We start from the raw sequence: 23,881 nt of genomic DNA, 5'->3' as shown, positions 1-23,881 counted from the left end.
TAGGGCAACCGCACACGTTTCTTAACAAACTAGTAAGCATTTTTAACAAGGAGAAAAAGGTAGAAACGAGAGAATAGAGAATATTTAGAATGAGCAGCCCAAAATGCTAGATACAGTCAACCCCATCGGATTAATCGAAACCCACTTTGGGAACTTGCAAGATCCCAGAGCAGCACACGGTATCCTGCATAAGCTGCTCGACATATTGATAATCACGATTTGTGCAGTGATCTGTGGAGCTGATAATTTCATCGCAATCGCCGAATATGGCAAAGAGAAAGAAGAATGGTTAAAGACATTTTTGGAATTAGCCAACGGCATACCATCAGTAGATACATTCGAGAGATTATTTGCGAGACTAAAGCCAGAAGAATTGCAAAAAAGCTTTATTAGTTGGATGGAAGCAGTCCATAAATCAACCGATGGAGAATTGATTAACATAGATGGCAAAACTCTGAGAGGGGCAAAGGGATCAGGAAATTCACGTAGTCTGATTCATATGGTGAGTGTGTGGTCAGCATCACAACATTTGGTATTGGGACAGAAAAAAGTAGACGAGAAATCCAATGAAATAACAGCGATTCCATCATTGCTAAAAATGTTAGCGATACGAGGTTCAGTGGTGAGCATAGATGCAATGGGATGTCAGACCGAAATCGCGAAAACAATCATCGAAGAGGGAGCAGATTATGTGTTAGCGCTGAAAGGCAATCAAGGTAATCTCCATAAAGATGTGCGTGAACTATTTACCTCTGCACGAGAACAGAACTTCAAAAATATTGAACATCAGTTCTATGAAACGGTTGAGAAAGGACATGGGCGCATTGAAACCCGTCGCTATTGGACAATGGGTAATACCGAATACTTAATTGGTGCGGAGAAATGGATAGGTTTGAAAAGTATTGGTATGGTTGAATCAGATCGAATTATAAATGGAACTATTTCTACTGAACAGCGATACTATCTGCTTAGTCTTGAGAGTGATGTCCACAGATTTTCCCAATCTGTCAGAAATCACTGGAGTATTGAAAATCGACTACATTGGATTCTCGATGTTGGCTTTAATGAGGATGCTTCTCAATCCTGTCGAGGCTATATTGCCGAAAACTTAGCTGTTATACGTCATATCAGTTTAAATTTGTTGTCAAGAGATAAAACTAGTAAGGTCGGGGTCAAGACTAAACGTCTTAAAGCTGGCTGGAACAATAACTATCTTAAGGATGTCCTAAGTGCCTTAAACATAGTCGCTGTCTAAATCTCGTTAATTGTTAAGAAACGTGTGCGGTTGCCCTACGTGCTGTTTTTACCTACTTGGTTTTGAACACATACTGTGATATAGTGTCAACTGCTTTGCTAATCAAAGACGCTAAAACAGCATATTGGAGAGATGGCAGAGTGGTTGAATGCGTCTGACTCGAAATCAGATTTAGGGTCACACCTAACGGGAGTTCGAATCTCCCTCTCTCCGTAATAAAAAAGGACTGCGATCGCAGTCCTTTTTTATTTATTCAACCTTTCACACAGATAATCTGCTTCAAAGTCGCAACTACTTCTACGAGATCGGATTGTTGATTCATCACTTGCTCAATCGGTTTATAAGCCGCAGGAATCTCATCAATGATGCCTGTGTCCTTGCGACATTCAATTCCTTTAGTCTGCTGAATCAAATCATCTAAAGTGAACTGATCCTTCGCTTTACTGCGAGATAGCAACCGTCCTGCGCCATGCGAACAGGAACAATAACTTTCAGCATTGCCTTTCCCCTTAACAATGAAAGATTTTGCTCCCATTGAACCGGGGATAATGCCATAGTCTTCTGTTCTCGCTCTCACTGCACCTTTGCGCGTGACATACACATCTTCACCAAAATGAGTTTCTTTTTCTGCGTAGTTGTGATGACAATTGACTGTTAGCAAAGGCTTACAGGGTTTACCACCGCTAGCATACTTCTCGATAATCTTCTTAAATCGCGCCATCATGACATCACGATTGAAATGTGCATATGCTTGCGCCCATTGCAAATCACGCCAGTAAGCAGTGAATTCGGAAGTACCTGCTACAAAATAGGCGAGGTCTTTGTCGGGTAGAGAAGTTCCTGCTAGTTTTGCTAAATCCTTTGCCGTCTCAATATGTCTTTGCGCTAGCATATTGCCGATATTCCGAGAACCAGAATGTAGCATTAGCCATATTTGATTATCGGTATCTATGCAGACTTCGATGAAGTGATTTCCTCCACCGAGGGAACCCATTTGCTTCATCGCTTTGCTTTCTAGGTGCTGAACGCCACTATGCAGATCGCGGAATTCGCGCCATCCTTGCCAGTTGAGGACAGGCTTTTCTACTTCTTTATTGTCATTAAAACCGACAGGAATCGCGGCTTCAATTTCTAAACGAATTTGCTTGAGTTTTCCTTCTAACTGTTCATAGTGAAATGGAGTTTTGATCGCAGCCATACCGCAACCAATGTCCACGCCCACAGCCGCAGGCACGATCGCTTCTTTTGTAGCAACGACGGAACCTACGAGTGCGCCTTTACCGAGATGAACATCGGGCATTAGGGCAACATGTTTGAATACAAAGGGCAAGGAGGCAACATTTTTTGCCATTTGAGTTTCAGCATGACCGAGGTTATGATCTGCCCAAGACAAGACTGGCTTGGGTGTGGAAATATCTAATTTTTGAAAAGGCATAATTTTAACGATGTTTCAATATGTAGTATATATACTACATATTGAAACATGATCATGCAATGTTCCTTACGAGGGAATGATCTTGCGAGGTAATGCTTTGCGCTGCAAAACCAAGAGAAATGTTTGAAAACACCGCTTCGCGGTGCTTTCAAACATTTTGACTACTTTAATAGCGATCGCATTTGTTTTGCTACGCGATCAGGATGTTCAGCCTTCATCAAGGCACGTACTACAGCAACTCGCTTTGCCCCTGCGGCGATCGCTTCCTCTAAGTTATGTTCATCGATGCCACCGATCGCAAACCAAGGTATCTGGATATTTTGTGCCGCGTAATTGACATATTCATAACCTGCGGCTGCCTTATTCGGTTTAGTGGGTGTGGCATGGACGGGGCCAACACCGACATAATCCACTTGATTATTCAGAGCAATCGCCAATTCTTGAGGATTAGTGGTGGATTGCCCGATGATGTATTGGGAAGCATCACCACCATTAGCATTGAGGATTTGACGTACTGCGGCAACTGGTAAATCCGTTTGTCCCACATGGATGCCATCGGCTCCAACGGCGATCGCAATATCCACGCGATCGTTCACCAGAAATAGCGCATCGTATTTATGGCAAATGTCACAAAGTTGCTGGGCAAGCTGTAAACGAGTGCCATCTTCTCCTTCCTTTTGGCGATACTGCACGATCTGCACCCCACCTTGCAGCGCTGACTCCACCACGGAGACAATATTATCCACAGGCATAGTCACCAGATATAAACTTGCCGCTTGTAACTTTTGGCGGCGCATCTGTCCAATATTGGTTGCTTCATACCTGAGTAATTGGCTCTCTAAGGTATAGACCTGATACCGCAATTGCTTCATTGCTGCCCCAAAACTGGGATCAACAACTTTGCCATATTCCTCTAAAACCCTGAGAGCTTCCTGCAAGCGTCCCATATTTGCTCGCAATACAGACTGTACATCCGCACGACTTACTTCATTCGCGTGACTTAATCCCGTGGCAGGGTCATCAGGAGTATTACGGGCGCGACGGAATTCTTCACGATGCCATTGGGCGAGTTCTTGGCGCATCTGTTTGCAGCGATCGCAAAGGTCGAGATCTTCTAAGCCAAAGCGACACCATTCTTCGATGGTGCGAATTGCCTCGCGGGCGCGATCGAGATTGGCATCAAGGATGCGATAAATAATTTGTTGAGACATGTAGCAAAAAGGGAAATTTTTTTCTTTTTTCTAATTAAGAGGAGCGTGCGAAACACGCTCCTCTTAGTTTAAAAGTCGAAGTCAAAGGCAGGTTCGGCGCGTAATTTGCCTAAACCTAACTCTTTATCATCCATCAGCTTGATTTCGTAATAACCCAAAATATGTTGGGGTGCAGGATTGCCCCGCGAACCACCTGTAATGCCCATCGCAATAATGACGCAGATATTACCTTTAGTATTTTTGGCACGTTGCTTCCAGCGTTTGTGATGATCACTATTGAGGGCTCTTTTATCAAATTCGCCAAAGAGATGCAGATCATCATTGCCCATCACCATTAATCCCAATTGACAAGCATTGCCGAGGATATCTTCCGCAGGATTGAAACATAAAGCTCTAATCCCACCCAATTTATTAATTTGGTCAATCAATTCCAAGGCTTTAGGACGAGAAGTTTGAATCATTAGACCTGCTAAGCCTTCACTTTTCTGAGCCGCAGTAGCGGTTATAGGCTTGTCATAGATCTGACGATGGATATTGGTACTGCGTAAAAACTCTACCTGCGCCCAAGGGATCGTCATCATATGGATCAAGGCATTTTCTGGCCAGAGATCCTCATTAATTAATGGCGAATCATCGTCGTCATCATCTTCATCAACCAAGTTGTGCAAATCGTTAGATAGCTCAGGCATCGTCTGGACAACGACTTCAATACTCTCTTCAACATCACTATCTAGACTAGGAGCATAAATCTTGTAAGTGCCTGTGAGATTACCAAAGCTAGATTTGATCTGTTTGCTGTACTGCTCCCAGAAGTTATTTAATGCTTCTAGGGCAACTGTCAGAGCGATCGCTTCTTCATCGTATAGGTAGGGTCTACCACCTTCAAGGGGATGTAGCGCACCGTAGATCGGCTTCATCGGCGTAGAAGCAAGAGCCAAGGCACGTACCTTACCCCGAAATGGAAATGGGGGGAAATCATCTTCTATTTCCAAGTCAGGGGTTTCAAACAAATTAAACAAACAGTCTTGATGTAAAAAAGTCTCTTCAATTTCATCTTCAGAACTGCCTGAAACGATCCGATGTCGAAACTGGACTAGAGACTCTTCTGTCCGATAAAAAATTACGCCCTGTTCTAGACCCATCTTGCCCATAACGATCGCATAGAGGGTTTCTAGATCCCATTTATTTAGCTTAATGGCGATTACTTGATGATCCCACAGGGAATTCCAAGGAGCGTTATGCCAAAGCTGCTCCGACTGTTGATGTAAAGCAGCCGCAAATCTTTCTGGTACAACGGGAGGACTTGTAGAAAAGCTCTCTAAGATATGCGAAAAAATTTCATCAATTAAAGGCAGTCGTTCGATATATTCAACGGAGATTTCGAGATCTTGCAACACACCTCGCAGATAAAACTGGAGTTCGCGATCGCATACTAAAATCTTTTGCGGTAAAGATGGCTGAGCGGGACTTTGGGGATGTTCGATCGCTTGCAATAAGGCACGGACAAAAGCCTCTTGCCCCACAACCGAATCGACTACATCCATCGACCGTACCATGCCCATCGAGCCATCTACCCACAAAATGCAGTGGGGTTTGGACTCTTCATCATGGGCGTGGAGCGGAATAATATTAGAAGAGTCTTGTGGTTGGCGAATTTTGGCTGGTAAAGCACGGCGATCGCCTTCCCAAACGGCAGATGACTGCTTGAGTTTTTTAAGGCGACGAAGAGTAGATCGGTTTAGCGTGGTCATCGAAAATTTTCTCTAGATTAGCCACTCTTCGGAAGTTCGTAAGAGTGCATTGATCGATTTAACTATGATATGGCTAGAAATTGTTAGATAAGATTAGAAATTGTAGCAATCACTAGTCAAAAAGTATCTATGAACGGTTGGGGACTGTTCTATGCTTGGGTCTTTATACTTATAGCGTATACCAATCTAGTGAAGTAGAGGATTGTGTCCCCGCCGCTGGCGGGGACACAATCCTCTGTACCTCGCTTGCTTGAAAAGCGCTATGTACCAATTCACAAAAGTGTGTTCACACTTTTATGAATTAAAAACCAAACCCAGTAGGGATTTTCAAAACTAAAAACGGTTACGCCATTTTTAGTTTTAGATAGATACTTGGCTTATAAGATTTTGCCTTGTAGGGGCGCACTCTTCAGCAATTCTCATAATGAAACCGATTTTAGGGTTTCCAGCACCAAAATCGGTTTTTTGAAAGCCTGCCTACGGCAGGCTTTCAAAAAACCGATTTTTATACTGAGAATTGCTGCACACTCTTACATATCATGGAGAATCTCTAGATGATTGAGATACAATCGTAGTAAGTAATTCTTACAGCCCTTGGCATAGTTACTAGTATTTCTAATATTTCTATTATCTAACCCAAATTACAATTTCTACACTTATGGACGAGCTAAAACCGATTCTCAATGAGTTCTTAGGGCAACCCGTTGCATTTTTTGGTGGACTCGTTTCGGGCTTTCTTAAGCTCGATCTCCAACAAGATCCTTTAAAGGGTTGGCTAGAAAAGCAAGGGGCAACGCCGACTACAGCATCTTCTGCTAGCAATAGTGGCAAAAATGATGGTCCACAATCAATTTCTATTGACTAATGTTTAGAAGAGTCTACCCTTCGGGGCAGTCCTTTTATAAAAAATAAAATTTTAAGGTTCGCTTAGCGAGCCTTAAAATTTATGTAGTTTCATGCTTTTAATTACAACTTATGTGGTTTCCTTATTTCTTGCTTGCGATCGCCTATCTTTTAGGATCTTTCCCTACGGGTTATCTGGTGGGAAGGATGGCGGGAATTGATATTCGTGAGCATGGCTCAGGTTCGACGGGAGCAACGAATGTCTGGCGCAACGTGGGTAAGTTGGCAGGAATTAGTGTATTTGCGACTGATTTTGCAAAAGGGGCGATCGCCATTTACTTAATGCAGCAAGCGAATTGGTTAAGCACCAGTTTAGGTTTGACGGCAAATATAGCGATCGACAATCTATCTCTGTTTGTAATTGGTGCAGGGATGCTAGCTTTGATTGGTCATAGTCGCCCTGTATGGCTTGGTTTTAAGGGTGGCAAGTCAGTAGCAACAGGTGTCGGCATTCTATTCATGTTGAATTGGATTGTGGCGATCGCTGCTTTTTCTGTGTGGCTAGCAACAATGGCAATTTGGCGCACTGTTTCCATTAGCTCAATTGCAGCAGCAACGGCTGCCCCTATCTTCATGTGGTCTTTGCAGGGCAATGTAATTTATTCCAGCTTTGTCACGGTAGGCTGTATCTTCGTAATCTGGCTACATCGTTCTAATATCGAGCGTATTCTCAACGGTACTGAGTTAAGCTTCAAGTCAGATTCCAAAGCATAAAAAAAGATTTCTTCATACAAAGAGGGGTGTGCTGCAAAGCAGAGCACCCCTCTTTGATTTGTAAAGACTTTTAAGCTTCTTCTTTTTCTTCGCCTTGTAGCTTTAGCAAAAAGTAGCCAAATGCAATACCGACAGGAATCAGTACCATGCACAAGACCATTGCGTTAACCATTTCTCCCATAATTTTCTCTTTAAAATAAATAATATTGCTTAATATTGCTTTAGGAATTTTACAGTAAAAGATAGCTCACATATAGCAGGTCTAAAGCTTATATTTTTTGCGGTGTAGCTGCCGCACTGCAAAAAATATAAGCTTTAGATTCAGGATTTGAGACTAGTCTATAGGCATCTCAAAATCAAATGATTACCTCTACATCGATCGCATCGGCATAATCTTCTTCTTCACGTTCAGGTGAATTATCCTGAGATTTATGAGAATTCTCCACATCTTGATAAGAACCGTTGAGTTCAGACTCATCTAGCAAAACAGGACGAATCTCGTAATGCACCCTTAAATTTGGGGGAGTACTACGTTCCGCTTCACGCACAAATCGATTTGCCTCCCATTCTGCATGGAAGGTATTAATTAGCTTGAGCGTCTTCACTCGTTGGCGTTCGAGATAAGTCCAAACTTCCCAAGCATTGTATTCTGGTTCCTTAGGAATTTCAGGCGATTCCTCTATGTGTGGAGTCTCTTCTGGCTGATCTGAATTATTTGAGGATTTTTCGTCAAGATTTGTGCGATCGCCACTGTTTTGATTCTCTGAGGCTGAAGGCACTTGTTCATTCACTACAGTATTGGCGGCGGCATCAACTTTGGTATCACCAGACTGCGAAGGTTCTTGTTTTGTTGAGGAAGGTGTGTTGCTAGCAATATCTTGCGATCGCGCTAAACTTTTGATCTCTTTAGCCCGAATTTTTCTGACTTCAGAGGAATTATCGGCGATCGCCTTTACCTCAATCGCTGTTTGAGATTGATCGACCCATCCTTTAAAAATGACTTCCTCCCCATTGATTAATAGGCGATCGCCTACCTCTAGTGCAAATCCTGCTAAAGAATTAAACAAAGGTTTAGCGTTGCTAGATGACCAAACACCCGCATTATCAACATTATTGGTTGTCTTATGATTGCCATTAGCCTCAGAGCTACGGCTCGACTCATTGGGGACAGATTCATGCGCCTGACTAGATTTCCCTTTGTCAATCAGGCTCTGGACTCCCCCAATTGTGTCCTCAGTTCTCCAATTTGCGATAGCAATGGAGCCAAGCAACTATCCACATAGGTCACAAGATCAGGATGTAGAACAAAAGGAGTAGGTTCAGTTGCTTTTTCGGTGATGGTTTCGGAATCTTGGTCAAATTCGCGACTAACTACCGCTAAAATCCAATCAGCGATCGCCTGTTGTTTTGCATCAGCTTGAGATTTAATTTGGCTCAATAAAGGCAGAGGAAAACGAAGATTTACCTGTTTTGTCCTGTGAGGAGTTGCCATTATTTGCCCTTAACTTAAAAAAATTCAGATTTTAATTATAGCAATCGCTAGTAAGTAAAACTTAGAAAGTAGAGGAGTTGTCAAAACTGACTCTACTTTCTTATAATCATTATGCCAAAGTTATGGTAAATTCTTTGATAGAACAAAAACACGAAAAATATTTGAAGATTATTTGAATTCTAGTGGGGATTTACCTAAAGAGATCGCTACTAAAACCCCCAAAACTAAACTAGAGCAAGCAAAAGCAGACAAAACTCCTAAGAAAAAGCTGTTCCATACAATAACCATTTTGTCTTCCTCCCAAACTCATTTTTCTAGCTGTATCTACATATATATAGCTTAGTACGTTATAAAACACCGTTATGATCCAAGACAAAAATTAACAACTATTTACAGCTATACAGCGCGTTACGCTGAGTTAAAAAACAGAGAAATTTTGGAAAGCGCAGCGAAGCCGCGCTTTCCAGAATTTCTCTTTACTACTTCAACCTTCAACAAGAAAACGGGAGATAGCGCATTGCGCCATCTCCCATTTTCTTGCTTAGCAAATTACTTTTTAGGGCTTGATTTTGATAGGATCTTTCCCTGTACTGTTCATATCCAAACCCATGACCGACTGGCAACTCGCCGCCGAATTTGAAGACATTCTCTATCACAAAGCCGATGGAATGGCAAAAATTACGATCAATCGACCTCAAGTTCGTAATGCTTTTCGCCCTAAAACGATTACGGAAATGATCGCCGCCTTTGCTGATGCGCGAGAAGATGTCGAAATTGGCGTAGTTTTGTTGACAGGTGCAGGTCCTGCCCCCGATGGGAAATATGCCTTCTGTGCAGGGGGTGATCAGAAAGTACGTGGCGATGGTGGCTATATCTCAGAGTCGGGCGTACCACGATTAAATGTGCTTGATTTGCAGCGACTGATTCGCACCATGCCTCAGCCTGTGATTGCCTTAGTAGCGGGTTATGCGATCGGTGGTGGTCATGTACTACATGTGGTTTGCGACCTGACGATCGCGGCGGATAATGCCATTTTTGGACAAACTGGCCCAATGGTCGGCAGTTTTGATGGTGGTTTTGGAGCTTCCTATTTAGCAAGGTTGGTAGGACAGAAGAAGGCACGCGAGATTTGGTATCTCTGCCGTCAATATGATGCTCAGGAAGCTTTAGAAATGGGCTTAGTGAATAAGGTTGTACCCGTAGAGCAATTGGAAGCAGAAGGCATTCAATGGGCGCAGGAAATTTTAGATAAGAGTCCTTTAGCAATTCGTTGTCTCAAGTCTGCCTTTAATGCTGAATGTGATGGACAGGCAGGTATTCAGGAACTAGCAGGCAATGCGACGCTATTGTTTTATATGACACAGGAAGCGCAGGAAGGTAAGCAAGCATTTCTTGAAAAGCGCAAGCCCAACTTTCGCCAATATCCAAACTTGCCATAAGTAGCTGGGTGCAATTAAATATAAAACCCAAAAACCTGTAGCGCACGCTGCGCGTGCGCTACAGGTTTTTGGGTTTTGGTATTAATCTTTAAAGCTATTAGAAGCTAGATCGAGAGTTACTTGGCGCATCTGCAAGTAATCCATTGGATCGACCGCAGTTTTGCCGTCGGGCTGGACTTCAAAGTGTAAATGAGGTCCTGTGCTGCGTCCTGTTGTACCAACTTCAGCGATCGCTTGTCCTTTATTAACTACCTGCCCCTTAGATACATAAACCCTATTAGTATGGGCATAGAGCGTTACCGAACCATCTTCATGACGCAATTCGACAATATTGCCATAGCCACCATCTGTCCATCCTGCATCGGTAACTACGCCATCTGCCGCCGCAAAAATCGGTGTGCCAGTAGGAGCAGCAAAATCTACGCCTTTATGTAATTTTCTTTCCCCTGTGACGGGATGTACACGCCAACCAAATCCAGAGCTAATCACTGCTCCTGAGATTGGCAATGTAAAGTTAGAAATACTATTCAAATCGATCGCGGCAATATTTTGGGGCAATTGCATTGACCATTTTCCAGGCTGTCTGGACTTGAGTTTTAATTGCTGCGGATTGATGGTGACATCGGGTGAAAATTCAACCACCATTCTTGTGGTATTGGCATCAACTTGCCCAACACGTACCGCTTGCACACCCCGTCCAACTCTACGGCGCACCGTTGGACCTTGGTAAACAATTCCAGGTAAATCAATGACGATGCGGGTGGGATTGCTAATTACTGAGCCCTTAGGTTCAATGTCATTTTTCAGCGAAAACTCAATCTTGCTATCGGTCAAATCATAAACAAAGGTCTCAAGACGATTGGCATGGGCGATGGGAGCCACGATCGCTAAACTACTAACCAATCCACCAAGGGTCAGAGAGAATAGACGCAGATTCATAGATCTAGCCTTGATACTTCGTCGGGAGCTAGGCAATTGATTAGACAGATTTAAGAAACGGGAAAGAAAGTTTTGCATTGGAACGTTGCACTAAAGGAAGGTTAAGAGCAAGCTACAAGCAGTACAAAAGTGGATAGGATTATGCAGAGAGGCGCTTTTTACCAACTGTCATAGCCGCTAGATTACTTGTAGAAGACTAGGGATAAATACTCTGGAAATTTGCGTAACGAGAACGAGTGAGATTCTACATCAATTTTGAGAAAATATGACAACTCGCGATCATTAACCAGCTAAAAAATTATTTTTTCTTGCAAGAACATATCTAGATATAGCCAGCTTTTGTCATCACCACATTTTGTAGCGATCGCAAATAGCAGAACATGGTAAGAATCGCTTGGAGATTCTTACCATGTTCTACTTTCATCAAAATAATGAAGACCGAAGCAGTATATTTGTTGCAAGCTAAAAATCTATGCCTCCAACTAAGCCGCTAAATAACTTCTAAATAACTTCTAAATATATGGGCTTTGCCTCGAAACTCAGGGCAGCGATCGCCACTAATCAGAGCATTTTATGTTTGGGGCTAGACCCAAATCCTGAAGTGATGCCTGCCAAATATAAAGCGAAATATGATGTTGATTCTCTATGGGAATGGATGAATTTCATTATTCAGTCCACGGCAAATCTGGTCTGTGCTTATAAACCGACCTTGGGTTTTTATACGGCATTGGGGGCATCGGGTTTAGATCTACTGTCAAAGACTCTTGCGGCAATTCCTCCAGAAATCCCGATCATCCTCGATGCCAAACATGCTGACCTCAATAGCAGCTCGGTCATGGCAAAGACAGCCTTTGAGGAATGGGGTGTAGATGCAATTACCCTCAGCCCCTATGTCGGTCAAGATTTAGCCGCACGTTTTTTGATGTATCCCGATAAAGCAGTTTTAGTGAGCTGCTATTCATCGAACACCACTGCCCAAGATTTTCAGGAATATCCAAATCTAGACAATCCTCTATATCTAAATGTGGTGCAAAATTGCCAAGCTTGGGCAGGGATGGAAAATTTAGCTTTAGAAGTGGGGGCAGCAAATCCTGAGGCTTTGGCAAAGGTGCGATCGCTAGCGCCAGAAAGATTAATCTTGGCGCGAAGTATTTGGGCAAATAGCGAAGGTAAAGCCAATCAATACAAGATCGAAAACCTCGCAGCAATCCTCAATTCAGGACTAGATGCCAATGGAGACGGACTGATTTTGCCTGTGAATCAAGATGCTCTGGCAATCGGTGACCCCGCCCAATTTGTGCGATCACTACGGGATGAGGTCAATCAAGCGATCGCCGCAACCGCCCATCAACGACCCAGTTGCGAGCTATGGATGCCAGATGTTTGTTTATTAGATCGCCAAGGACATCCCCATGCAAATTTAATTTTGCAATTATTTGATATTGGCTGCATCACCTTTGAAGAAACCGTGCAAGCTTCTGGGCAAGTTTTCCCCTATTACATTGATTTACGCAAAATCATCTCCAATCCCCAAGTATTTGATGCGGTGATTGGAACCTATGCCGAGATTTTACAAGAACTTAAATTTGATCGCATTGCAGGCATTCCCTATGGTTCATTACCCACGGCTTCAGGTTTAGCCCTAAGGCTAAATTTCCCGCTTATCTTTCCACGCAAGGAGGTTAAAGCCTATGGTGCAAGACGTTTGATCGAAGGCAATTATGAAGCGGGTGAAACCATTGTCGTGGTTGATGATATTTTAATTTCTGGTAAAAGCGCGATCGAGGGGGCGAAAAAAATTGAAAGCTGTGGTCTCAAGGTAAGCGATATCGTCGTATTTATCGATCATGAGGCAGGAGTATGCGATCGCCTCCAAGAAAGTGGATATTCACCCCATGCGGTGTTAAAAATCTCGGAAATAAATGAGACACTATTCCAATCAGGGCGTATAAATGAGAAACAATTTCTTGCTTTGTCACATTCTTAAATACTAAATTGAACAGCTTGTCTACGACAAATTGTTTAACATCCAGCCATCTTCACAGGTCATTGATTAGAGTTACGCATGTTCAAACGAATTGCTCTGTTACTTGCTTCTGCCGCAGTCTCCGCGATCGCAGCACCGATCGCCAATCCCGTACTTGCTGCCCAATCATCGAAACCAGCCCCACCTGAGTTATCAAATATCGTGTATGCACTGGACAAAGCGGCCAGTAGCCAAGATATTGAAACGGTCATGAAATACTATGCCCCAACGTTTAATCATGCCGATGGGCTAAATCGCGATCGCTACAAGCAAGTATTGAGTGAACTCTGGAAACGTTACAAAAATATTAGCTATCGTACCGAAATCTCTAAATGGGAAAAACAAGGCGATCTCATTACGGCTGAAACAGTCACGATGGTGCAGGGTGCAAAGGCGGCTGAGAACGACAATTTTAAATTAGATGCCAGATTAATCTCCACCCAGACCTATAAAACGATCAATGGTCAATTGCAGGTCATATCGCAACAAGTTCTCTCAGAACAATCTTCGCTGAGTACAGGTGATGCTCCCCCTCCTGTCAAGCTCAAAGCTCCTGAACTCATTGGTGTTGGTCGCCAGTATGTGCTTGATGCGATCGTGACTGAGCCACTGGGTACAAGCCTATTGTTAGGAGCAGCAATCGAAGAACCCGTCGAAGCTAAAAATTATCTTAATGACAATACGATCAATCTCAAACCTTTGCGGGCTGGTGGTTTATTTAAGATTGGACAAGCACCTTTTGCTTCGGGCGATCGCTGGATCTCCGTAGTGCTAGTACGCGAATCAGGAATTACAATCACGAGTCAGCGTCTCAGAGTCAGCAAAGATTTTACTGGTAATCAGTATACGCCTCTACCTGAGCCAGATACAACGCCGAGTCGTGTACGCCCACGCCCCAACAACGAGCAAACTCTTTAAAATCCAAAAGATGAGAGGCGGCGCTTTGCGCCGCCTCTCATCTTTTGGATTAAGACCGCCCCCACTAAAATTGCTCTGTATTACTTGGCAAATTTACCCCTACTAAATTTGCATTATTCAAACTTGTTCCTTCTAGTACCGCATTAGTAAAATCACTCTTGAGCAGATTAGAATTGTTCAGATTGGCTTCCGTCAAGTTGGCATTGGTAAGATTGGTATAGCTCAGATTGCAAGAAAAGCAGTTTGCCCCCGTTAAGTCTGCGTCCTGCATATCAGCAAATTCTAAATGTGCATTACTTAGATTTGCACCCCGTAAATTCGCATTTTTAAGAATCGCCCCCCTGAGAATTGCTCCACTTAAATCTGCCCCCCCTAGATTCACTCCCCGTAAATTCGCATGACTCAAATCGGCATTGCTGAGATTACTAAAACTGAGACTGGATCGTTCTAAATTTGCCCCCCTGAGATCGGCTCCACTTAAATCAGTTAGATCAAGATCAGCATCTCGCAGATCAGAACTTGTGAGATTAATCGCTGGTAGCTTGCAGCAAGATAGTTTCAAACCTGAAAAATTCTCCGAATCAAAATCTTTACGTCCCAGCTCATACATTTTCTTCAATGCTATTCCCCTTGCGAAGGCATTGTGTGTAGGAGAGTGGATTTTAGGGTTAGTGGACATCATCACAATCGCTCTCTAGCTGGACATTTAGCTGGTTGTAGCAGTTAATTTAAATATAAGGCGATCGCCCCAAATTTCGCTTCACCCTATTGGAGCCATCGCTTTGCCTATAGACAATCTCACGAATTATTTAACGTCAGTTCGACGAAGGCAGAAAAAGGTAAAAATCGCTAAGCGATTTTTACCTTTTTCTGCCATTTGCACGGCGCAAATGGCGTTATCGAACTCACGTTATTTAGTACTGAGTAGGACTGAGTTAGAATGGAAATGATAAGTACGCTTAAAAGCTGCTTATCCCATCCTCTTTAATCTGCACTGGAGAAAATCATGTCAAAAGAACAAAAGGGCAATAAAGAGACGAAGAAGCCAAAAAAAGATCCTTCCGAAAAGAAGGAAAAGAAAGATCCTAATAGATATAACTAATCCTAAAATGATAGGTTATGCCAATTACCGATATTGAAAGAATGAAAGACGGTGCAAAGCACCGTCTTTCATTCTTTCAATGCCAGAGCAATCGCAATTTAAGGAATTTATCAGCGATCTCCCCCATGACATCAGTGATAATTAAGAAATTAAAAGCTGCGATCAAACTGTAATGTCTACTGAAATCCTCAATCAATCAAATCAAAATAAAGATTTTGCTGACTATGATGCACATATAGTGCAAAGAGCAGAAATTGCTTTACGCTGTGCGCCATTTACCGTGAAATTATTTGCAGATATGGCAACTCAAGGGGTAAACCTACGAGCGATCGCTGGTAATGAAGGTCTCAAAAATCAATACCTGACCCGTGCCAGTAACTTAATTATTACTGAAAATGCTTTACTATGGCTGATTCAAGTAGGGGTGTTACGCCGTGAAGTTGATGGACAAGGCATCACCGATAGCTTTCGACTCACCCCGATGGGGCATTTTTTACTAGATAAATGGCAAACCCAACCAAAATTTCCGATCGCTAGTTTGAGCGATCGCCTCCAAAACCTGTGGGCGCAAATTCAAATATCAAGATTTCTCTAGAAAAATAAAATCAAAACATCAAAAATGAGGTAGTGCCAAATAGTTAAGTAGGGGCGGCGCGAAGCGCTGCCCCTACTTAACTTATAAATCCTTTCTTTTGAGGACTAGCATTTTTTAGAAATATTGAAACAAAAAACTAATTAGTGCGTCTGCTTGCTTTAGAGGCTTTTGTACTTATTGTTGCGACGTATCGAGCGCTTGTATAGCCGCGTCAACTTAAGATCAGCAGACTAAGCTGTCTCTAGTAAATCATGCAGTAAATTACGCTAGGAATAAAATCACAATGAATATTTTTCAGAAAAATTTTCGGAAGCAACTGAGTAGGACTTTTCATCGGACTTCATTATCTATTTTGGCCGCAACCCTTGCCACTGCACCTTTTATTTCTACTTTAGAAGCGATCGCTGCACCATCTGTTCCCCAAATCGTTGCCCAAGTTCCTCAAGACTGGCAAACAGGGGTAAAACTATTGAGAATTTTAGATAATTCGGGGAACCTTTCAAGTGTTGGTATTTTATTTGATGTCTTGAATAAACCAAGCACAAACTATGCCAATGTGGTTTATCAGCTTTATGTACGACGTGCTGGGGAATGGCGCGAAGTTTATACCAATTCTGGAGCAAGGCTACTTTCTAAACAGGCAGGTAGATTCTTTACTCCCGTTGAAGTTATTTCTCTGAGTACTCTAAGCGAGAAGATTTCCCTAGATGATATTTACAATGGTGATCTCAAGGCAATTACCAGTGTCCGCTATGACTTGCCCAATGGTGTTAAGGACGCAAGATTTGAAATCGAAGAGATTAAATCTTTTTCATCAATCACAACTATTAATTCTTCTGAGATAATTGCTGGACGCATCACATCGATCGCCACAAGTTCATCTACAAACAATACTAGTATCTCTGATCGCGATTTAGGTATTTCCAATAGTTCGCAAACTACGACTTCACAAACGACGGTACAAACCACGACGGTGCAAACCCAGCAAATGAAGCCAATCCTCGTTCGTCAAAATGATGACGATGACGACGAAGATGATTACTATGAGTGTAAGGTTTCCAAGGATAGTCATCGCGATGATGATAAGGATCGTAAAGCCCATTGGGACAACCGTCGCACCGATGATAAGGATCGCTCCAATGGTCATGATAACCGTCGTACCGATGATAAAGACGGGAATATTCGTTATGACAACCGCAGTACTGACAACAAGCGTGATAATGACTATCGCCGCGATCTCAAAAACTGCAAGTATCGTGAAGGTGTTGAATTATCGAAGAAAAATCCTCATCGCGGCCACTTTAGCCTTGCCGTTTTACAGTCTCCCAATCGTCTGTCTCAAGTGATTGCTCGTGTATCAATCAAATCTAAACGTCCCAAAGGATTCCTACAGGAGCGCTTTGTTGGCGATTACCGCTTCACAATTAATCAACGTGCCACCTTTATTCGTGGGCTGAACCCTGGCGATCGCTTAGTTGTGCGGTTGTTTGATTTACAAAATCGTCCCTTGGGCTACACCGAAGTACAGTTGCTCAAAGATTTTTCGACGATCAGTCTAATTTTGCCTAGCGATCCCTCTGCCTACGGCATATTAAGGACTGTCTCAGGTATTGACTCTCAGCGCATTGGTCGCATTGACAACAATGTGAGAATCTATGACTATTTCACCCAAATTCAGACGACAACTACCATCACTCAAACAGTAGCAAGATTCCTAACCTCCTCTCAAGGTATTTCTACCAATCTATTTAATGTGGCAGGTTTACCTTCCGTTCCCACCCAAGGTAGCTACACCAATGCTTTCTTTAAGGGTGAGCAAACTCTAGTTGAACGTGCCATCAATGTATTTACAAGAGATATGCCTCCTGTGATGCAGGTTTTACCAGGGCAGCTATCGCCTCTGATTCCTGTAGATAACAGCAACTCCACTATTGATGTTGTCCGTAAGATTCTTGATTTCAAAGACTTGCGTCCAAATAGTTCTACATTTTTCTAACTAATTAATGTTAAGTGGAATGCTGTAAAGCGTGACACATGATTACTGAATAACATACAAAAAAGGATGCTTTGCGTCCTTTTTTGCGTTTAGGTTTCATTGAGTTAAGCATTGTAGCGATTGCTACATATAATCATCATAATCATCACAAAAGTGTCAAGATTGAAATTTAGCTAGGGAATTCGATGCTATGAAAAAGATTTTTGTACTTGATACCAATGTGCTGTTGTACGATCCAACCGCCATGAAGCGCTTTGAGGATAATGAAGTTGTCCTACCGATGACGATCATCGAGGAACTTGATCGCTTCAAAAAACAGCCTGAAATGATCGGACGTAATGCGCGACAGGTTTCTCGTGAACTAGACGAATTGCGCAGTCAGGGGAATATCATCCAAGGTATTGATCTAGAAAATGGGGGATTGCTGCGAGTTGCTCTGTGCGATCGCGAAACTTTAAAAACTCTACCCGTTGAACTAGAAGGCGATCATAATGACAATGCCATTCTAGCTGTAGCCCTTGAACTCAAGCATAATTGTCAATGCCGTGTGGTCATGGTCAGCAAAGACACCAACCTCCGAATTAAGGCAGATGCCCTAGGATTGGAAGCACAAGACTATGAAACCAATAAAGTCGATATTTCCGAGCTTTATACAGGTGTTGCAGAGGTGATGGTCAAGGCTGCCAACATTGATCAACTCTTTAAAAATAATGCGATTACCCTTGAGGGTGATTTCTGTCCCAATCAAGCGGTGATGCTGATTGACGAATTTAATCCTTCCCATACAGCTCTCGCGATCGTCAAGGATAGTAATGGTCAAGGCTCCAGTAAGTTGGTTGCCATTAATAAACTTGTCAATGCAGGCGTTTTGGGAATCAATGCCCGCAACCGTGAACAGAAATTTGCCCTTGATCTTTTACTGAATGATGACATTCCCTTAGTAACCCTTGTTGGCAAGGCGGGTACAGGGAAAACTTTATTAGCGATCGCTGTGGGATTACATAAAGTCGCCGATGAACGCACCTATACCCGACTACTCATTTCGCGTCCTGTCATTCCGATGGGCAAAGATATTGGTTACTTACCAGGGGACATCAAAGAAAAGCTCACCCCTTGGATGCAGCCTATTTATGATAACTTCGACCTAATTTTTGGTGCCCAGTCTTCTAAAGATCCGAAGGAAAAGCGCAATTTGCATACCCATGTGCGCCGAGGCCATGAGGACTTGATCGAAAGAGGACTCCTTCAGATTGAGCCCTTGACCTATATTCGTGGGCGCACGATTCCCCAGCAGTTTCTGATCGTTGACGAGGCTCAAAATCTCACTCCCCATGAAGTGAAAACTATTCTCACCCGTGCGGGAGAAGGAACCAAGGTAGTCCTCACAGGTGATCCAGAACAAATCGATAGTCCTTTTATCGATGCTGCGAGTAATGGACTCACCTATGTGGTGGAACGGTTCAAGAATGATCCGCTAGCAGGTCATATTACTCTTAGCAAAGGCGAGCGATCGGCACTAGCAGAACGTTCTACAGAATTGCTCTAACATAACTTCAGCTCGACGAAGGTAGAAAACGGTAAAAATCGCTAAGCGATTTTTACCGTTTTCCGCCATTTGCGCGGCGTTTCGCGCCGCGCAAATGGCGTTATCGAACTCACGTTAACATAGGATAGTTGGTAAGTAGCTAGGCATAAATAAACTGAAAACCGAAAAGATTGTTCCGCCCGCGTAGCGGGCGGAACAATCTCTGGGTTTTTATTTATGCCCATCTATTTACATAGAGCCGACAATCCTAATTAATTGCATCAATCTCCATGAGTTATCTCGAAACTACTGCCGAATTTTATTCAGAAGCTGCTAAAAATCCTCAAGTAGGGTTGTGTTGCATTAGCACACCACCCCTGCAATATCCTGACCTCAAGATTCCCAAAATCATGCAGCAGATGAATTATGGCTGCGGTACAACTATTCATCCTACAGAATTACGCAACAATCCTACGGTTCTCTATATCGGTGTTGGCGGTGGTTTAGAAGCTTTGCAATTTGCCTACTTCTGCCGTCGCAAACGCAGTATTATTGCTGTTGATCCAGTGGTAGACATGCGAGAAGTAGCTGATCAGAACCTACAACTAGCGGCAAAGGAGAATGCTTGGTTCGATCGCGAATTTGTGGAAATTCTCGAAGGTAATGCTTTTGCCTTGCCTGTACCTGATGCCTCGGTGGATGTAGTTGCTCAGAACTGCCTATTTAATATCTTTGAGCCACAGGATTTGAATCGAGCATTAAAGGAAGTCTATCGCGTTCTTAAACCGAGGGGAAGATTGATTATGAGTGATCCCATCGCCACTCGTCCTATTCCAGCCAATCTGCAAGCTGATGAGCGCTTACGGGCTATGTGTCTATCGGGTGCGATGACCTATGCGGATTACATTCAGCATCTCATTGATGCAGGTTTTGGACAAATCGAAGTACGCGCTCGTCGTCCCTATAGATTGCTTGATACTCATAGCTTTGATTTAGATGCACCACTTCTATTAGAGAGTTTAGATTCTGTCTCCTTTAAGGTTCCCGTTCCTAGTGATGGAGCTTGCGTGTTTACAGGTAAAACTGCAATTTATAGCGGTTCTGAGGATTGTCTAGATGATCGCGCAGGTCATATTTTGCAACGAGGCAATCCTCTCTCTGTCTGTGATAAAACCGCAGCAAAACTAGCTCATAAGTTCCCTCAGGAAATAATTGTGACTGATTCGAATTGGCACTATAACGGTGGAGGTTGTTGCTAATGGATAGTCATTCTTCTAGCCCTAGTCCTTCTCTTAAAGGGAAAGAAAGAAAAAGTTCTGTATGGATAATTGGTGCAGCGATCGCCTTTTTATTGATCAATGCGATCGCCACCAGCCCTGCCTTTGCCCAAGATAGCTTGACGGTTCACCCCTTCGATCTTCAGACGTTATTTCGTGATACCTTGCAATGGATTGAAGACTTAGGCTATATCGGAGGGATAGCCTTTATTCTTATTTATATCATCGCGACGATTGCCTTTATTCCCGGTTCAGCGTTGACTTTAGGAGCAGGGGCTGTGTTTGGAGTGCTTTGGGGTTCGCTCTATGTATTTGTGGGAGCAACCTTAGGCGCTATCGCAGCCTTTTTAATTGGACGCTATTTAGCTCGCGATTGGATTGGTAAAAGGATCGAGGGCAATCAACAATTTGTGGCGATCGACCAAGCCGTTGCCAATTCAGGATTTAAAATCGTGTTACTAACGCGATTGTCTCCAGTATTTCCCTTTAATTTATTAAATTACGCCTTTGGCATTACGGGTGTGAGGCTAAAGGACTATGCGATCGCTTCCATTGGAATGCTTCCCGCAACTGTTTTGTATGTCTATATTGGCTCTCTAGCTAGCGATCTTGCCCGTATTGGTAGTGAGCAATCTACAAGTACCACCTTGCAATGGGCAATTCGGATACTCGGCTTTCTCGCCACAATTGTCGTAACGCTGTATGTGACTAACCTTGCGCGTAAAGCGATCGCCGAAATCAATAACTAATGAATATAACTATTTGCACTGTGCTTTGCACAGCGCAAATAGCCGCAAAAAAAGCGACGCTTTGCGTCGCTTTTTTTGGGAATTATGAGAGATTACTTAATAAACAACATCTCTTGATAGGTAGGCAATGGCCATAGATCATCAGCAACTTCAGCTTCTAGGGCATCGACATATCCACGGATTGTATCCATCAAAGGACGCACAGTTTGAGCCGTGAACTGCATATGATCTTCAGTAGAAGCAAAGTCATGCTTAGTCAAAGCATCACTCAACTTGCTAACACCATCAATCGCCAATTTGGTGAGTGAAGAAACCTTGTCAAGGGTTTCCTTATCAAAATCAACACCAACTTCCTTGAGGCTCAGAGCAGTATTTGCCAATTCAGACAAATAACGAGTTGCCGCAGGGTAAATCAAAGTCTTTACAATGCTCACAACTAGCTTGGCTTCTACCGCAATAGAGTTAATGTATTGCTCAGCATAAGTTTCAAAGCGGCTAGCCATCTCTACAGGAGAGAGTACATTCAACTTGCCAAACAAGTCAATGATTTCAGGTTCCTTGAGTACAGGCAAAGCATCAGCAGTGGTACGGAGGTTGCGTAAACCACGCTTCTCAACTGCTTCCTTGTGCCATTCTTCAGAGTAGCCATTGCCATTGAAGATAATTGCGCCATGCAGTTCCATCACCTGTTTTAGCACAGTGCCAATAGCAGTATTCAAATCACTACCCTTAGAGATTTCAGCCTCTAATTGATCGGCAACCCAATTGAGGGAATCTGCCAAGATGGTATTCATGGCAACGAGAGGACCAGCTACCGATTGACCAGAACCAACAGCACGGAACTCAAAGCGGTTACCAGTAAATGCAAAGGGAGAAGTACGGTTGCGATCGCCAGGGTCAGTAGGCAGAACAGGCAAGGTATCTACACCAATATGCATTTGACCTTTGCCAGTGGAACTCTTGAGATCGCCTTGGCGGATTTGCTCAAATACATCCTCAAGCTGTGAACCGAGGTATACCGAGATGATCGCAGGAGGAGCTTCGTTAGCACCTAAGCGGTGGTCGTTGCTAGCAGTTGCCACTACTGAACGGAGTAGAGGACCATACTTGTGAATACCACGGATGACCGCACCACAGAACACCAAGAACTGAGCATTGGAGTGAGGGGTGTCACCAGGGTCGAGTAGGTTGCCTTGAGTAGCGTTACCAACTGACCAGTTAACGTGCTTACCAGAACCGTTAATACCTGCAAAGGGTTTTTCATGCAGCAAGCAAACAAATCCATGCTTCTTAGCAGTGAAGCGCAGCATGGTCATGATCATTTGTTGGTGATCTGTAGCTACGTTAGCGGCTTCAAATACAGGTGCAATTTCAAATTGACCGGGGGCAACTTCGTTGTGACGAGTCTTAGCAGGAATACCGAGGCGATATAGACGCTCTTCAACGTCTTGCATGAAAACTTGCACGCGCTCAGGGATTGCACCAAAGTAATGGTCATCAAACTGCTGACCCTTAGCCGAAGGCTTACCAAACAAGGTACGACCTGCAAGTAACAAGTCAGGACGCGCATTAGCAAAGTTGGAATCAACGAGGAAGTACTCTTGCTCAGCACCGCAGCTAGAGTTAACAGGAGCAATTTCCTTTTCACCCAAGATTTTTAAAACTCTAGTTGCAGCTTTGTTCATTGCTGCATTGGAGCGGAGAAGAGGGGTTTTCTTGTCAAGAGCTTCACCAGTCCAAGACACGAAAACTGTAGGAATACACAGGGTAGAACCATTGTCGGTTTCCATGATGTATGCAGGGCTGGTGACATCCCATGCAGTGTAACCACGGGCTTCAAAGGTGGAGCGGATACCGCCATTGGGGAATGAAGAACCGTCGGGTTCACCTTGGACTAATAATTTTCCTGCAAATTCTGAGATTGCCGAACCATCGCTTTGGACTGAAATGAAGCCATCATGCTTTTCGGCTGTAGCATTGGTCAAAGGATAAAAGACGTGGGCATAGTATAGAGCACCCTTAGAGATTGCCCAATCTTTCATCGCTAGTGCGATCGCATCGGCTACTGAGCTATCAAGGGGTTCACCAGTTTGAATGGTTTTCTTAATTGATTTAAAGACTGGCTTAGGCAGGCATTCCTGCATTTTGCTCAGAGTAAACACATCGGTCGCCCACAATTCTTCCAACCGCTTTGGTGCTTTCTTGGGCTGTGGCTCGCGATTGGTGATCTGATAAATGGCTTGAATGCGTGACTCGTTTCCGCTCATGGTTGTTTTCAGGGATATTGTCAAGTTTTTCTAATCATACTCAAGATATATTTATCAAATAGATAAAAAAGATACCGATTTGATCGCACTTGATTGGTATAAACGCACACACAATTTTTGTGAAAAAGTTTAATCTCTGTTTATTTTTAGGTTTTTAGCACTAGGACAAAACCAAAAACGAAAAAAGGATTACGGCGCAAAGCGCCGTAATCCTTTTTTCGTTTTTATATCTTAACCCAAGTTGCTACCTATTAAAAATCGGCTCAAAACAAGTTAAAAACAGCCTC

Annotated in this window: 20 protein-coding genes and 1 tRNA gene; 12 read left to right on the top strand and 9 right to left on the bottom strand. The window is 43.2% G+C overall.

The genetic code is table 11. From position 1 onward, the window contains the following. Window positions 1–103: 103 nt before the first annotated feature. Both NMG48_RS14585 and NMG48_RS14580 read left to right on the top strand, forming a co-directional pair. On the top strand, window positions 104–1,255 hold the full coding sequence (locus tag NMG48_RS14585; protein WP_271252233.1) for an ISAs1 family transposase: 1,152 nt from the start codon (window positions 104–106) through the stop codon (window positions 1,253–1,255). 126 nt (window positions 1,256–1,381) lie between these two features. Beyond that, a tRNA-Ser gene (locus NMG48_RS14580) sits at window positions 1,382–1,468 on the top strand. A 40-nt stretch (window positions 1,469–1,508) separates the two neighbouring features. Here NMG48_RS14580 and NMG48_RS14575 read toward each other — a convergent pair. The 3 genes from NMG48_RS14575 to NMG48_RS14565 all read right to left on the bottom strand — a co-directional run bounded on the left by NMG48_RS14575 (window position 1,509) and on the right by NMG48_RS14565 (window position 5,652). After that, window positions 1,509–2,690 carry an RtcB family protein gene (locus NMG48_RS14575; protein WP_271252232.1) on the bottom strand — a complete coding sequence of 394 codons (1,182 nt, stop codon included), beginning with the start codon at window positions 2,688–2,690 and terminating at the stop codon, window positions 1,509–1,511. A 161-nt stretch (window positions 2,691–2,851) separates the two neighbouring features. Beyond that, the gene (locus NMG48_RS14570; protein ID WP_271252231.1) at window positions 2,852–3,901 is read right to left on the bottom strand and encodes a thiamine phosphate synthase; all 1,050 of its coding nucleotides are present in this window, start codon (window positions 3,899–3,901) and stop codon (window positions 2,852–2,854) included. 68 nt (window positions 3,902–3,969) lie between these two features. After that, window positions 3,970–5,652 (bottom strand): DUF6930 domain-containing protein, encoded by a 1,683-nt coding sequence (locus NMG48_RS14565; protein WP_271252230.1) that lies wholly within the window; start codon window positions 5,650–5,652, stop codon window positions 3,970–3,972. 658 nt (window positions 5,653–6,310) lie between these two features. Between NMG48_RS14565 and NMG48_RS14560 the strand changes: the two genes are divergently transcribed. Together NMG48_RS14560 and plsY are read left to right on the top strand one after the other, a co-directional pair. Further along, window positions 6,311–6,517: a hypothetical protein gene (locus NMG48_RS14560; protein ID WP_271252229.1), complete on the top strand. Its 207-nt coding sequence runs from the start codon at window positions 6,311–6,313 to the stop codon at window positions 6,515–6,517. 110 nt (window positions 6,518–6,627) lie between these two features. Then, window positions 6,628–7,269, top strand: coding sequence for a glycerol-3-phosphate 1-O-acyltransferase PlsY (gene plsY / locus NMG48_RS14555; RefSeq protein WP_271252228.1), 642 nt, complete (start codon window positions 6,628–6,630; stop codon window positions 7,267–7,269). Between the two features lie 70 nt (window positions 7,270–7,339). Here the strand turns inward: plsY and petM are convergent, their stop codons facing one another. The 3 genes from petM to NMG48_RS14540 all read right to left on the bottom strand — a co-directional run bounded on the left by petM (window position 7,340) and on the right by NMG48_RS14540 (window position 8,761). Next, window positions 7,340–7,450, bottom strand: a complete 111-nt coding sequence (petM, locus tag NMG48_RS14550; protein WP_126385698.1) for a cytochrome b6-f complex subunit PetM — start codon at window positions 7,448–7,450, stop codon at window positions 7,340–7,342. Window positions 7,451–7,625: 175 nt separating this feature from the next. Then, entirely contained in the window at window positions 7,626–8,540 is a 915-nt protein-coding gene (locus NMG48_RS14545; RefSeq protein ID WP_271252227.1) for a hypothetical protein, read from the bottom strand. Continuing rightward, window positions 8,474–8,761 (bottom strand): hypothetical protein, encoded by a 288-nt coding sequence (locus NMG48_RS14540; protein WP_271252226.1) that lies wholly within the window; start codon window positions 8,759–8,761, stop codon window positions 8,474–8,476. The genes NMG48_RS14545 and NMG48_RS14540 overlap by 67 nt, the downstream gene beginning before the upstream one ends. A gap of 608 nt (window positions 8,762–9,369) precedes the next feature. Between NMG48_RS14540 and menB the strand changes: the two genes are divergently transcribed. After that, the gene (gene menB / locus NMG48_RS14535) at window positions 9,370–10,200 is read left to right on the top strand and encodes a 1,4-dihydroxy-2-naphthoyl-CoA synthase (RefSeq protein ID WP_271252225.1); all 831 of its coding nucleotides are present in this window, start codon (window positions 9,370–9,372) and stop codon (window positions 10,198–10,200) included. A gap of 81 nt (window positions 10,201–10,281) precedes the next feature. Here menB and NMG48_RS14530 read toward each other — a convergent pair whose 3' ends face one another. Continuing rightward, window positions 10,282–11,139: a peptidoglycan DD-metalloendopeptidase family protein gene (locus NMG48_RS14530; RefSeq protein WP_271252224.1), complete on the bottom strand. Its 858-nt coding sequence runs from the start codon at window positions 11,137–11,139 to the stop codon at window positions 10,282–10,284. A gap of 520 nt (window positions 11,140–11,659) precedes the next feature. On the opposite strand from NMG48_RS14530, the gene NMG48_RS14525 reads away from it, so the two are divergent. Both NMG48_RS14525 and NMG48_RS14520 read left to right on the top strand, forming a co-directional pair. Next, complete coding sequence (locus tag NMG48_RS14525; RefSeq protein WP_271252223.1) at window positions 11,660–13,126, top strand: bifunctional orotidine-5'-phosphate decarboxylase/orotate phosphoribosyltransferase; 1,467 nt, start codon at window positions 11,660–11,662, stop codon at window positions 13,124–13,126. A gap of 78 nt (window positions 13,127–13,204) precedes the next feature. Further along, complete coding sequence (locus tag NMG48_RS14520) at window positions 13,205–14,083, top strand: hypothetical protein (protein WP_271252222.1); 879 nt, start codon at window positions 13,205–13,207, stop codon at window positions 14,081–14,083. Window positions 14,084–14,147: 64 nt separating this feature from the next. Here NMG48_RS14520 and NMG48_RS14515 read toward each other — a convergent pair whose 3' ends face one another. Next, entirely contained in the window at window positions 14,148–14,765 is a 618-nt protein-coding gene (locus NMG48_RS14515; RefSeq protein ID WP_271252221.1) for a pentapeptide repeat-containing protein, read from the bottom strand. A 592-nt stretch (window positions 14,766–15,357) separates the two neighbouring features. Here NMG48_RS14515 and NMG48_RS14510 point away from each other — a divergent pair. The 5 genes from NMG48_RS14510 (at window position 15,358) to NMG48_RS14490 (ending at window position 21,327) form a co-directional block, all read left to right on the top strand. Beyond that, a complete protein-coding gene (locus NMG48_RS14510; protein WP_271252220.1) occupies window positions 15,358–15,780 on the top strand; it encodes an Npun_F0494 family protein in 423 nt (140 codons plus the stop codon). A 283-nt stretch (window positions 15,781–16,063) separates the two neighbouring features. Further along, the gene (locus NMG48_RS14505) at window positions 16,064–17,776 is read left to right on the top strand and encodes a hypothetical protein (RefSeq protein WP_271252219.1); all 1,713 of its coding nucleotides are present in this window, start codon (window positions 16,064–16,066) and stop codon (window positions 17,774–17,776) included. Window positions 17,777–17,966: 190 nt separating this feature from the next. Next, complete coding sequence (locus NMG48_RS14500; RefSeq protein WP_271252218.1) at window positions 17,967–19,322, top strand: PhoH family protein; 1,356 nt, start codon at window positions 17,967–17,969, stop codon at window positions 19,320–19,322. A 269-nt stretch (window positions 19,323–19,591) separates the two neighbouring features. Continuing rightward, complete coding sequence (gene arsM / locus NMG48_RS14495) at window positions 19,592–20,560, top strand: arsenosugar biosynthesis arsenite methyltransferase ArsM (RefSeq protein ID WP_271252217.1); 969 nt, start codon at window positions 19,592–19,594, stop codon at window positions 20,558–20,560. After that, a complete protein-coding gene (locus NMG48_RS14490) occupies window positions 20,560–21,327 on the top strand; it encodes a TVP38/TMEM64 family protein (RefSeq protein ID WP_271252216.1) in 768 nt (255 codons plus the stop codon). Before arsM ends, NMG48_RS14490 begins: the two co-directional genes overlap by 1 nt. 92 nt (window positions 21,328–21,419) lie before the next feature. On the opposite strand, the gene NMG48_RS14485 is transcribed toward NMG48_RS14490, so the two are convergent. Then, window positions 21,420–23,594, bottom strand: coding sequence for a glutamine synthetase III family protein (locus NMG48_RS14485; protein WP_271252215.1), 2,175 nt, complete (start codon window positions 23,592–23,594; stop codon window positions 21,420–21,422). Window positions 23,595–23,881: the final 287 nt, after the last annotated feature.

The sequence above is a fragment of the Pseudanabaena sp. Chao 1811 genome (genome assembly GCF_027942295.1).
In the GTDB taxonomy this organism is placed as follows: domain Bacteria; phylum Cyanobacteriota; class Cyanobacteriia; order Pseudanabaenales; family Pseudanabaenaceae; genus Pseudanabaena.
Note: the sequence above shows the minus strand (reverse complement) of the source record. Positions and strands in the feature narration are given on the sequence as shown.